10 protein-coding genes are annotated in these 13,097 nt (G+C 40.8%); 6 read left to right on the top strand and 4 right to left on the bottom strand.

What is annotated here, in order from left to right:
- Positions 1-792 precede the first annotated feature (792 nt).
- The 5 genes from B4U84_RS15305 to B4U84_RS15285 all read left to right on the top strand — a co-directional run bounded on the left by B4U84_RS15305 (position 793) and on the right by B4U84_RS15285 (position 7,661).
- A complete protein-coding gene (locus B4U84_RS15305) occupies positions 793-1,152 on the top strand; it encodes a Mo-dependent nitrogenase C-terminal domain-containing protein (RefSeq protein WP_131119208.1) in 360 nt (119 codons plus the stop codon).
- A 111-nt stretch (positions 1,153-1,263) separates the two neighbouring features.
- Positions 1,264-2,010, top strand: coding sequence for a creatininase family protein (locus B4U84_RS15300; RefSeq protein ID WP_131119206.1), 747 nt, complete (start codon positions 1,264-1,266; stop codon positions 2,008-2,010).
- Positions 2,011-2,012: 2 nt separating this feature from the next.
- The gene (locus B4U84_RS15295) at positions 2,013-3,038 is read left to right on the top strand and encodes a class I SAM-dependent methyltransferase (protein ID WP_131119204.1); all 1,026 of its coding nucleotides are present in this window, start codon (positions 2,013-2,015) and stop codon (positions 3,036-3,038) included.
- A 160-nt stretch (positions 3,039-3,198) separates the two neighbouring features.
- A complete protein-coding gene (locus tag B4U84_RS15290) occupies positions 3,199-5,784 on the top strand; it encodes a phospholipid carrier-dependent glycosyltransferase (protein ID WP_131119202.1) in 2,586 nt (861 codons plus the stop codon).
- Between the two features lie 221 nt (positions 5,785-6,005).
- A complete protein-coding gene (locus tag B4U84_RS15285; RefSeq protein WP_131119200.1) occupies positions 6,006-7,661 on the top strand; it encodes a serine/threonine-protein kinase in 1,656 nt (551 codons plus the stop codon).
- Between the two features lie 10 nt (positions 7,662-7,671).
- Here the strand turns inward: B4U84_RS15285 and B4U84_RS15280 are convergent, their stop codons facing one another.
- The 3 genes from B4U84_RS15280 to B4U84_RS15270 all read right to left on the bottom strand — a co-directional run bounded on the left by B4U84_RS15280 (position 7,672) and on the right by B4U84_RS15270 (position 9,768).
- Entirely contained in the window at positions 7,672-8,793 is a 1,122-nt protein-coding gene (locus tag B4U84_RS15280; RefSeq protein WP_131120978.1) for an ABC transporter ATP-binding protein, read from the bottom strand.
- Positions 8,794-8,855: 62 nt separating this feature from the next.
- Positions 8,856-9,047: a type II toxin-antitoxin system HicB family antitoxin gene (locus B4U84_RS15275; protein ID WP_131119198.1), complete on the bottom strand. Its 192-nt coding sequence runs from the start codon at positions 9,045-9,047 to the stop codon at positions 8,856-8,858.
- Positions 9,048-9,051: 4 nt separating this feature from the next.
- Positions 9,052-9,768 carry a GUN4 domain-containing protein gene (locus B4U84_RS15270; RefSeq protein WP_131119196.1) on the bottom strand — a complete coding sequence of 239 codons (717 nt, stop codon included), beginning with the start codon at positions 9,766-9,768 and terminating at the stop codon, positions 9,052-9,054.
- A 633-nt stretch (positions 9,769-10,401) separates the two neighbouring features.
- On the opposite strand from B4U84_RS15270, the gene B4U84_RS15265 reads away from it, so the two are divergent.
- The gene (locus B4U84_RS15265) at positions 10,402-11,823 is read left to right on the top strand and encodes an NADP-dependent isocitrate dehydrogenase (RefSeq protein WP_131119194.1); all 1,422 of its coding nucleotides are present in this window, start codon (positions 10,402-10,404) and stop codon (positions 11,821-11,823) included.
- A 511-nt stretch (positions 11,824-12,334) separates the two neighbouring features.
- On the opposite strand, the gene B4U84_RS31190 is transcribed toward B4U84_RS15265, so the two are convergent.
- A partial coding sequence (locus B4U84_RS31190; protein WP_207390956.1) for an IS1634 family transposase occupies positions 12,335-13,097 on the bottom strand: 763 nt, incomplete at its 5' end.

Genomic DNA, 13,097 nt, shown 5'->3' with positions numbered 1-13,097 from the left:
TTACAAAGTTAAGGCTTAAGGTTACAACATTAAGCCTTACAGTTACAACATTAAGCCTTACAGTTACAACATTAAGCCTTACAGTTACAACATTAAGCCTTACAGTTACAACATTAAGCCTTAAGTAGAGTACATTATGGCTTCGCTATCATGCACCAGCAGATCATATGCTACAGCACTATCGTCACGTCTCTATAAAGAGTTTGTGAGCGATCGCAACTATCCATTCATACCAATTTTGGATTTTGGATTAACAATCTTTACCATCAGACAGTCCCAGAAATCTCAAATAATATTACCGATACCAATTTGGTATCACAATAGATGAGTTATTTGGTGTACACACATTCTGATCAAGATTTGTTCAGATTTTTATATAACTTAGTTTATTTTTAATAATTACTTAATCTTATTAATTAATATAATTACTATCATGATAGAATGTTATTCACAAACTTTTGTAACCCTAGTAACATTTTGCCTGAGAATAAATACTCTAAAATTCAGTATCAGTTAAAAAATATGCCTAATGTAATCTAGCCAAAGAAGGAGTAAAACTCAGACTTATCCCGTAAAGTTACATCTCTAGATAATGTTGGATCGTTGGTAATTAAATTACATTCGATATAGGTGATCGATATATCAGTGATTAAAAATCGATAACTGCAAAATAAAACTCTTAAGGTTTTTTTTGTTATTTTGTATTTAGCTGAACAGTTCTTAACGGCTGATTAAGCGTCAATATAAATAGAGAAAGCAATAAATAATCCATGAAATGGAGGGGTAATTATTATGCTTAGAACTAGTAATAAAAACATTATTTTCTCGGCTTTTGTTAATCACGATGTTGAAAATAATCAATCAGAAATTAAACGTCAATTGATGAAACCTCAATCTGATTTCCTACAACCATTACGTCAATGGCTCGATTCATTTGATATTCAAAATCAGAAATTGGCAAAATTTATTGCTAAATTGATCCCCGCCCAGTGTCCGTTTGAAAGAGATATTTTTTTATTTGGTCGTAAGATAGCTCACATTCCGCCCATGTGTAAGTTAAACCCACTCTATGACCAATTTGTAGGGTTGCGTTTTCGAGCTTTGTGTTATTTAGTAGATAAATGTGGAGAAGATATTCAATCCTACTGTTGAAAGCATTCAAGCATACAAAGCATTCAACAAATGGTTAGGGGTTAGGGGTTAGTAGTTAGTGGTTAGTGGTTAGAATAACAAACAACCAACAACCAACGACCAACAATCAAAATGTTATTGCATCTGAGTACTTGGCCAGAAGTCGAAGCATACTTACAACAATCTCAAGGTATTATTCTCCCGATTGGTTCTACAGAACAACATGGGCCGACAGGATTAATTGGTACAGATGCGATTAGTGCAGAAGCGATCGCTCGTGGTGTCGGCGATGCAACCCAAGCCATAGTAGCACCTACAATTAATGTAGGCATGGCATTGCATCATACAGCTTTTCCCGGTACAATCAGTTTGCGCCCCAGCACAATGATTCTAGTTGTGCGAGATTACATCACCTGTTTAGCAAAAGCAGGTTTTACCAAGTTCTACTTTATCAACGGACACGGCGGTAATATCGCTACCCTCAAAGCAGCCTTTTCAGAAACTTATGCACATTTAGAAGATTTGCACATTCCCAATGCTCAAAACGTGCAATGTCAAGTCGCTAACTGGTTTATGTGCAGTTCGGTATTTAAGCTAGCCAAAGAATTATATGGGGATCAAGAAGGTTCCCATGCAACGCCAAGTGAAGTGGCTGTAACTCAATTTATTTATCCAGAAGCGATTAAGCAAGCACCCCTTTCTCCAGAAGTTGGGAAAGGACACAGAATTTATGGTGCAAAAGATTTTCGTCAGCATTACCCAGATGGTAGGATGGGATCAAACCCAGCCTTAGCAACACCAGAACACGGGCAGCAATTTTATGAGTTAGCAGTAAAAGAACTGAGTCATGGTTATTTGGAGTTTTTGAACACACAATAATAATGATTGAGCCAGAGAGATTAACTCAGTTCACCTCAGATCTCGTTGCTCGTGGTTTACTTTATGCGATCGCGAACTATAGAATTAATTCGCCAGTTCCTTTAGAAGCCATAGAAAACTGGAAATTTTGGACTCAGCCAAGATCATCTTTAATTGAGTGGTTGGCAAGAAATTATCCTCCAGAATCAACAAGAAAAGCATATCTGGATTTTATGCTTCAATCTGATCATTCAAGCGGGATTGAAGCTCACTACGATATATCAAATGACTTCTACGCTTTATTTCTCGATACTAAATACAAATTTTACAGCTGCGCTGACTTTTTAAGCGATCGCCAAACCTTGGAAGAAGCGCAAGCAAACAAAGCTGCGTATCTCATGAAACTATTGAACTTGCATGGAAACGAGAGGATTTTGGATCTCGGATGCGGCTGGGGCGCCATGCTGAGATATCTTCAGGATACAGGACACTCTGGTGAGTTAACTGGCTTCACTTTATCCAGAGAACAATTAGCCTATGCTCAAACACAATTAAGTCTGAATGTCTCTTTAACTAACTTTATTACTGCTCCTTTTCAACAGACATCTTATGATCGTATTCTCTCAATCGGATCTCTAGAGCATGTCAGACCTCAAGAAATAGAGAAAGTTTACAAAAAAATATACGACGCTCTAGTTCCCGGAGGACTCGCAGTACATCAGTTCTTTTCCCTAGAGCGTGAACCATATCCCGCTTCGATGGTAATGGTACAGCTATTTTTCCCAGGTTCTCTTTTGGTAATGCATTCTATTCATATTGAAGCTGCTAAGAAAGTCGGCTTTAAAATTACCCATGACTCAGTTCACGATTACAAACCAACTTTAAAAGCATGGTATGAGAGGTTGACACAAAACCAACACAGAGCATTAGAGTTAGTCAATCTGGAAACTTATAATCGCTACATGACTTTTTTTCCGATTTCCTGGTTATTCTTTCAACAACAAGAAGCAGCACTGCATAGAGTAGTCATGGAAAAGCCGATTAGTTAAATTGATCGATAACCATCGTGTTGTATCTTGGTGTCTTGGTGTCTTGGTGTCTTGGTGTTTCAAAAGTCGATTTTTTAACCACTATAGACGCGCTAGCGGCTTCCCGGAGGGTAGACACTAAGACACCAAGGTGAAATAACCATTGAGATGTTTCTGATTCATGAGTCATCCAAAATATCAGCGCAAACAGTTTAAATACTTACTGATACTCGGCATTATCTGGCTATTCGGTGCAGTGTGCGATCGCATCTGGTTTAGTTTAGACAATTCTGTTCCAGCTTGGGATCAGGCAGATTATTTAACTGGTACTTTGATTTATTGGCAAGTATTGCAGCATCCCCAATGGTGGGATAGCCAATGGTGGCAAAATTTTTGGATGCTATCATCTAAGATCCCCCCCTTAAGTTACATTATTGGGGCTATTGTCCAAAATATTTTTGGCACTGGACCAGACCAAGCTGCATTGATGATGCTGTTTTTCAGTGCTATTTTGTTAGGCTCAGTCTATGGATTAGGTGCAATCTTATTTAGCGAAGTTGTGGGTTTGTGGGCTGCTGCAATTTGTCAAGTCATACCTGCTCTTTATGTCTTACGCTTAGATTTTCTCCTTGATTATCCCCTAGCCGCTGTCGTCACTCTCAGTTTTTTTTGTCTCACTGTTTGGAAAGTCAAAAGTAGAGACGCGATAAATCGCGTCTCTTCTTGTACAGACGCGATTCATCGCGTCTGTATGAGAGTCAATCTATTGGCAGCAGTTTTTGGTTTATCCTTGGGTTTGGCATTAATGGTGAAGCAGACAGCGTTATTTTTTCTGCTGACACCAATAGTATGGATAGGATTCGGCGCTTTTCGTCAACGGCGTTGGAAACAATTGGCGCAATTAGTTGGTGCTTTATGTTTGTCAGTATTAGTGTTGAGTCCCTGGTATCGCACCAATTGGTTACTGATTCTTACATCTGGTAAACGAGCAACGATAGATTCTGCTATTGCTGAAGGTGATGCACCTCTGAATACACTACAAGCTTGGACTTATTATTGGCAACAATTGCCAGAACAGGTTTCCTTACCGTTATTACTTATACCAATATTTGCATTGCTACTATATTGGGGACGCTCAGTGGAAGACAGCAAGAGTAGAAAAGCTAATGCATCAAAGCTTTTTCGTAACAACACATCCCCTTTACCTTCACTTAAATGGCTAGCAATATTTTTAATCGGTGCTTACTTACTTTCATCTTTGAACCCAAACAAAGATCCGCGGTATGCATTACCTTATTTACCTGCTATTTCAGTATTTTTAGCATATGGATTAACTCGCTTTCGTAGTCTGTGGGGACAGCGTATTCGTTGGGGTACTTTTGGTTTGGCTGTGCTTTTAATGGTGTTGAATTTGTTCCCAATTGGCGGTTTGGCTGGTGATTGGATGAAATTAGCTTTGAGTCCTAATGCCCAGCATTACCCTAATATGAAAGAGGAGTTACCTCATCGTCAGATCATTGACCAGATCATCACCACAGAACCATATTTGCGTTCCACCTTGGGAGTATTGCCATCAACCAAAAAAATCAACCAGTATAATTTGAATTACTATGGGAGACTGGCAAATTCACAAGTTTATGGACGACAGGTAGGAACCAAAAAGAAATTTGTCAAACAGGATGCGCGATCGCTTGCATGGTTCCTTACCACAACTGGTAAACAAGGTTCAGTTCCCAAAGCCCAAGCTCTCATGGTTAAAACTGTAGAGCAAGATGGCAACTTCCAACTTCACAAATCTTGGGTTGACGGTAGTAGTACTATAAATCTTTATCATCAAAAAACACCACCGATAGAAGTCAAAGCAATTTCCCCAAACCAACCCCAAACCAAGATTGCTTTGTTACAAGTCACAGTACCAGAAAAAGCACCGCCAGGAATACCAGTACCTGTAAGTTATCAGTGGAATGGAGCTTGGGAAGAATTACAAAATGGGATAGTATTACTTACTTGGAGAAACCTCACTTCCCAAACTTCTATCGGAAGAGAGAGATTATGGACACATGATCACGGTATTGGTATGGGAAATTTATACGCGGGTGCAAACAAACCCCAAGGTACATTTCAAGTTACAGAAAGGACAGCAATGTTACCACCTGCTGAGATTGCACCGGGAGATTATATTTTAGAAGCTACTTACCTCAACCGAATTTCGGGAGAAACTTACACAATTACTGTGCCAAAAGTGACTTTAAAAATCGATCAACAAGCTGCTCCTTCAACTGCACCAGAACTGGATTTAATCACACAATTACAAAGATTAGCAGCAACTTTACCTCAAGGTACAAAGGCATTAGAGCAATTATTTGCAGAAATTGGACGTATAAATCAATACGATCCCATCCAAGATTATCTGGAACAGGCGCGATTAAGTTGGCAATATCGATTGCAGCATATTTCGCAAAACCGCGATTGGGCTTATGCTTTGGCTTTAGCAAATGTGTTGCAAAAAAGAGTGAATGGTGCAACAGAAGCTTTAGAAAAAGTCACTCAGCTAGACTCAGAAAATCCTTATGCTTGGGCATATTTAGCATTTGTTCAACTATATAATTGGCAGCCTAGTGCAGCGGAAAAATCTCTGCAACCAAGTTTGGCTAAAAACCCCAATGTAAAAGAGATTCAAGCTTTGAATGGAGTTGCTGCGCTCATGCAAGGAAAGGTAATTTCAGCATGGCAGATTTTTCAAAAGTTAAACATCTCCATAAATTAAATATGCGTTATCCAGAACCCTGGTAGAGACGTAGCAGTGCTACGTCTCTACATTCTTTTTCACGCCTATGTCTATTGAATACGATACACACCGACAAACACAGATGGAATAGATATACTATATAGTGTGTATTTCTGCCATCTGTTATGATCGTGCTTTTCCAAAAATAATTAGAAAGTTTGTAAAATAAATAACTGCCTTAATTATTCTAGCGCACTCCTATGCAAACGCTGCTCAATAACCGCTATCAAGTCATCCAAACTCTTGGAGGTGGTGGATTTGGGGAAACATTCTTAGCAGAAGATACACAAATGCCCTCCCGCCGTCGCTGTGTCATTAAACAACTAAAACCGATTCAAGACAATCCCCAGGTTTACCAGTTAGTACAGCAACGATTTCAACGAGAAGCAGCAATTTTAGAAGAGTTGGGTGACGGTAGTGATCAGATTCCCCGGTTGTATGCCTACTTTTCGGAAAATGGGCAATTTTACTTAGTTCAAGAGTATATTCAAGGACAAACTCTCACCGCCAAAATGCAACAGCAAGGTTTAATGAGTGAGAGTACAGTAAAAGAAATTCTTACCAGTATTTTGCCAGTTCTTGATTATGTCCACAGCAAAGGAATTGTTCATCGAGACATCAAGCCAGATAATATCCTGATTCGTTATGCAGATGGCAAACCAATATTAATTGACTTTGGTGCAGTTAAAGAAACAGTCGGAACAGTAATGACTCCTTCCGGCAATTCTACTAGGTCAATTGTAATTGGTACACCGGGGTTTATGCCCAGCGAACAAACTGTTGGACGCCCGATGTTTGCTAGCGACATATATAGTTTAGGTTTAACAGCAATTTATTTAATTACAGGGAAAGTACCACAAGAATTGGCAACCGATCCAGCCACAGGTGGGGTGTTGTGGCGAGAACATGCTTTAAATGTAACTCCCACTTTTGCAGCCATCTTAGACAAAGCAATTCAATTCTACGCCAGCGATCGCTTTGTCAGTGCTAAAGAAATGTTACAAGCCCTACACACAGGTACTGCACCATTTCCCCCTACTGTTCCTTACCAAGCACCACCAGCAGCAACAGCACCATATCCCCAAACACCACAAAATACAGTCGCCGTCAGCCCAGCTAATTCCTATCAACCTCCCATCAATCAAAATACTGGTAATGGAAATGGAAACAGAGTAATATTAATTGGCAGCATTGTTGGTGGTTTAATAGGTGCATCTGTAATTATTGGTTTTGCCCTTGGTAATAGACAACAACCCCAACCTATAACCCAAGAACCTACTACTTCAACAAGCGAACCAACCACAGCATCAGTAGAACCAGAACAATCACCCAAATTCTTAAAACCAACACCAACTCCAACACCAGAATCAAACTTTCCCATCACCTCCGAATCTTCCTCAGAAACTGTAGAACCACAAGAAACTGTATCACCAGAACCATCACCAGATAGCAATACTACTGAACCCGTTCCTACCCAAACACCCACTCCTGAAGAAACTACAGCAACCAACCCAGAAAATACTCGCCCATCTCCAGAAGAATTTATACAAAATTATTATGCAACTATCAATCAAGGACAATACCAAACAGCCTGGTATCAGTTATCCCCCAACTACCAAAACAACAAACGTCTTCACCCCAACGGTTATCTTTCCTACATCGATTGGTGGGGAGGTAAAGTTCAACAGGTAGAAGTTGAACAAGTTAGCTTAATAGAAAGTAATACAGAAACAGCGATCGTATCAGCTCAACTAAAATATATACTAAAAACTGGCAATGAATCATCCAGTTCCATTAACTTCTCCCTGTTATGGGACGCTGAAAATAATAAATGGATGATTGCGGATACCAAGTAATACCACCACTTTAGGATGCAGAAGGTGGATATAAACGATCGCCTGTAGCAGTATCAAACACAAATAACTTACTCAAATCAATCTCCAACGTCAAGCGATCGCCCGGACGAGGACGCACATCCGCACCCACCTGCACATTCACCAGCACCCCCGAACCAGGTAAACCCGCACGAATCAAAGTCTCCCTTCCCAAAGGTTCCACCACCTTCACCTCCACCACCAACTCTCCTAATTCTTCCTCTCTGTGTTCTCTGCGCCTCTGCGGTTCATTAATATTAATACTCTCCGGCCTCACACCCAAATCAAACCCCTGTCCCTCCCGCAGATGCAACTTATCTTGCATATCCGCAGTCACAGGTAACACCTGCCCATCCACAGCAAAACCCCCAGCCCCATACTTAGCTGGTAAAATATTCATCGGTGGACTACCCAAAAAAGTAGCTACCATGCGATTAGTAGGTTTGGCATAAATTTCTTGTGGTTCGCCAATTTGCTGAATTCTACCCCGATTCAACACCACAATCTGATCAGCTAACGTCATCGCTTCAACCTGATCATGAGTGACATATACCGTAGTAATGCCCAGTTCTTGATGTAACTCTTTTAACTCCGCCCGCGTATCATCTCGCAATTGAGCATCTAAATTAGATAAAGGTTCATCTAATAAAAATACCTGTGGTTGACGGGCGATCGCTCTTCCTAATGCTACCCGTTGTTGCTGTCCCCCAGAAAGTTGTTTGGGTTTACGTTCTAACAAGTGTTCCAAACCTAGCGATTGCGCCACCGTCATCACCCTTTCTTGCACAACTTTCGCATCTATTTTTCGCATCCGTAACCCAAAAGCAATATTTTCTGCCACCGTCATGTGCGGATACAAGGCATAATTCTGGAACACCATTGCGACATCTCTTTGTCTAGCGGGGACATTGTTCATTAACTTATCCCCAATGTAAAGTTTGCCAGAACTCGCAGTTTCCAAACCCGCAATTGTGCGTAAAATTGTAGACTTACCACAACCGGAAGGCCCTACCAAAACCCAAAATTCGCCATCGGGAATATTAAAGGTAATATCCTCGATCGCGGTGACATTGTTGAATTTACGCTTAATACTTTCGAGACTAACGCTAGCCATTGTTGTGATTATGGGCTGATGATCTGGCGAGATGCGATCGCATTTTAACGTAAAAATTTTATTTACAGTAATGCGATCAACTCCTCTTCTTCTTCCAAGCAAAGTTCAATCACTTCTTTAATATTGCTCATTAACTTATCAATTGTTTCTCCTTGACTATAACAAGCTTTTAATTGTGGAACTTCGCCTACATAAGATCCATCTTCATCTCGTTCAATGATGACGTAGAATTCTCGCTTGTTTGTATCTAACATAGCCTTATTTCTCCCAAGCCGGATGAGAAAACAAAGACGCAATTACTCTCACTCCTCGCAGTTGATTAGAAAGAGGTAAATGACCTTTGGGTGCAGTTAAATCCCAGGTAAATTCTTGAGGATAACGTGTCCAATTATTACCTTTTTTCCAACCGATTTTTACCCAAAGATTATCCCAATTTTTCCCTAAACCCAACCAGATTTCTCGCTGTACAGAAAAACCAAATTTACCTTCGGAGTGGACTAACCAAAGTTTGTTAATCGTTTGTAAGTCTGTAACTGGGAAATTATCGACTTCGGTAAAATAAAGCCACTTGCGTTTAACTGCTTGTGTACCCGCAATTTCACACATTTTTTGCAGTGTCATGCGATCGCTAGCCTCGAAATCTTGAGTTGCTAGCAAATGTTGCAAAGGACTGTAATCAATTCCACACTCTGATTTTAGAGGCACAATACCTTGTGGGAAATGGGTTTGGAGAAAATCTTTAATTTGAGGCGAATCAGAGTTATACAACACTTGGTAAGCTTTACCATCAACCCAAGTAGTGGGAGTGTCGCGACGTTCCATTAAAAATTCCATCAGGACATCGAATCCACCATTACCAAGGTTAGCTAGCTGCGGGATTGTTTGTTGTTGGACTTGCAGAGACCCAGCAACTAATTGGCCGCGTAGGGATTCAATGTCAGAAGATGAGCCTGATACAATCATTGGGTCTGTCATGCCATTACTCAGAAAATGCGATCGGTGAACAAGCGATGAACTATAAAATTTTGTAGATGGGCAAACATTAGTAGCGTAGAGTAGTTTACAGGAAATTGCCCCCAAAGCCTACTCATTATATACCTGCATCATCCTTACATGTGTCAGTGATTTTAGAACCTAGTGATCTGATAAACTCTCGCAAAATATCCGTTTTGGTTCTGCCTACAGCTTGACAGTGAGATTCTAACATTGCGAATTCTTGCTCAGTCACCCTGATAGTGATTTCTCTTTTATTCTTCATTGCTGGTTTTTTGCTGTATATTCCCAGAGTACACCAATTACGCCTCTGAGCGGTAAGATAGCATCGAAAGGAGAGGGATTGGGGATCAGGGATTGGGGATTGGGGGCGAAAGGGTAATGGGATTGGGAAATAATTTGGTTCCTTGTCTTCAGTCGCTTATACTTTTCTCCAGAGGGGAAAACTCTGTCTGCTGGCTTGCTCAATAACAAGGTACAGCAAAATGTGTGATTGCTGTTTGTTGTTGATTGTTTTGAATTTTGAATCATGATCTAGCAACAAACAACGATCAACTACCAATTATCAACAAATATGTCAGCTGATGTCGCTGCACCACAATCAGGAGTGTGTGAATGTACGAAAAAATTACTCCCCCCTCAACCGGAGCAAAAATTACTTTCAAAAATGGTGAACCAACTGTTCCTGACAATCCAATCATTCCCTTTATTCGAGGTGATGGTACTGGGATTGATATCTGGCCAGCAGCCCAAAAAGTTTTTGATGCTGCGGTAGAGGTAGCATACAAAGGCAAACGAAAAATTAGCTGGTTCAAGGTATATGCTGGTGATGAAGCTTGCGAATTATACGGTATATACCAGTATTTACCCCAGGATACTTTGACAGCAATTCAGGAATATGGTGTTGCCATCAAAGGGCCTTTGACTACTCCTGTGGGTGGTGGTATCCGTTCGCTGAATGTTGCTTTACGGCAAATTTTTGACCTTTATGCTTGCGTACGTCCTTGTCGGTACTACGCAGGTACGCCTTCTCCCCACAAAAGTCCCGAAAAACTTGATGTGATTGTTTATCGGGAAAATACTGAAGATATCTATTTGGGAATCGAATGGAAACAAGGTAGTGAAATTGGCACGCGCCTCATTTCATACCTCAACAAAGAACTTATCCCCGCGACACCAGAACACGGCAAAAAACAAATTCCCCTCGACTCTGGTATTGGTATTAAACCAATCAGTAAAACTGGTTCCCAGCGCTTGGTAAGACGCGCCATCAAACACGCTCTGCAACTACCCAAGCACAAACAAATGGTGACTTTGGTACACAAGGGCAACATTATGAAGTACACCGAAGGCGCTTTCCGTGATTGGGGTTACGAACTCGCAACTAGTGAATTTCGCGCCAGTTGTATCACTGAACGGGAATCTTGGATTTTAAGCAACAAAGAGAAAAACCCCAACATCACCCCAGAAGAAAACGCCCGGATGGTTGATCCTGGTTTTGATGCTTTGACCGCAGAGAAAAAAGAGCAAATTGTCAAGGAAGTAGAAACAGTTCTTAACTCAATTTGGTCAACTCACGGTAATGGTAAATGGAAAGACAAGGTGATGGTCAATGACCGCATCGCTGACAGTATCTTCCAACAAATCCAAACTCGACCAGACGAGTATTCGATTCTGGCGACAATGAACTTGAATGGCGATTATTTGTCTGATGCAGCAGCTGCTATTGTCGGAGGACTGGGAATGGGACCAGGAGCAAATATTGGCGACGAATGCGCGGTTTTTGAAGCTACCCACGGTACTGCACCCAAACACGCCGGCTTGGATCGCATCAATCCTGGTTCGGTGATTTTGTCTGGTGTGATGATGCTGGAGTATCTAGGATGGCAAGAAGCAGCAGACTTGATCAAAAAAGGTCTTGGAGATGCGATCGCAAACCGTCAAGTTACCTACGACTTAGCACGGTTAATGGAACCACCTGTTGAACCTTTGAAGTGTTCTGAATTTGCGGAAGCGATTATCAAACACTTTAGTTAGCTCTAGTAGGGTGCGTTATGGCAAAGCCTAACGCACCTTTTCAAAGAAAAAACACAGCAATCCTATTTGATTTGCACACAGATCCCCGACTTTTCTAAAAAGTCGGGGATCTTAATTGTTCGCTGAAGCATAAACTTCCTGTGCTTCAGTTGATAACTGTACGTTCGCTCATTTTTAAAGGGTGAGAGGAATTAATGCCTTACTGTTAAAGGAAACAATACGATTTTGGATATCCTAAAAGCATCACCATGTAATACATGGAAAAAGTTGAATCAGCATCACCGTGTAATACAGGGGAAAGAAATCGCGGCTTTGCGTGTATTACACCGATGAAAGAAATGCATTGTGAGACTGTTATCTGAAGTCAGGCTTTTCCATGTAATACATGGAAAAGCAGCAATATTCAAAATTCAATTTCTGGTGTATTACACGAAAAGTGCTAATATTGAAATGGGACTTCAATTCTGTGTATCCTCCTTCAGGAGTGATGCAAGTAATTGAGTAAGAGGAATTATGTCGAGCGCACCACCGAATCTATGTGATAAAGGGATTCAGACATTTTCATTAAATAAAGAATTTGTTTTTGAAGCGCGTTAATTGGTGTAATGAAGATGGTAGAATCGGGTAAAAAATAAAGAGTTAAATTACAAAAAGCCTTGAGCATCTGTTCAGCAGAGGGGCGAGCAGTTTTTCGCTTTGGATTACCGTCATAAAGACCTGCCAAAGATTGTTGGGTTTGCTCAAGAGCCAGCCGTACTACAAACTCCATTAAAGTAAATACACGCAAAGCTATGTTCAACAAGAACATTAAGCCAGTGATTCGGTCAGTATTTTGAAAGTAAATGGGTAGGGCTGGCAAAGAACCCCTTTTAAAACGGTGAAAACCTCGCTCTAAAAGCCATTCATCCCGATAATACATCACAGCAAGTGGTAAACTCATCTGGCTACTATCGGCATTAGTAACATACAATCGCCACCCTGCCAAAGTTTCTGCCTCCTGAATTGCAGTATCTATCTTCTGGATATGAAGTTGAAGACAAATATCTGTCAATTCCTCAGTGGTCGAGTTTTTTGATGGTCGTCCCCGTCCGAGATGACGAGTTTTTTTAGTGATCTGTTCTGTAATCATGGTTGAGAAAAAATTTTTGACACGATAGCGCTGGAGAATGTTTTCTACTTTATGGGTGAGTAGCTCCCGATCTGAGCCTGGCTTGTTAGCTAAACTTTGGAGAGCGGTTTCAGCAGTCAAGATGCGTTGCTGTTGTCCACGTATC

It is taken from the genome of Westiellopsis prolifica IICB1 (assembly GCF_004323185.1).
Classification (GTDB): Bacteria; Cyanobacteriota; Cyanobacteriia; order Cyanobacteriales; family Nostocaceae; genus Pelatocladus; species Pelatocladus prolificus_A.
This window is presented reverse-complemented; position numbering and strand designations above follow the sequence as displayed.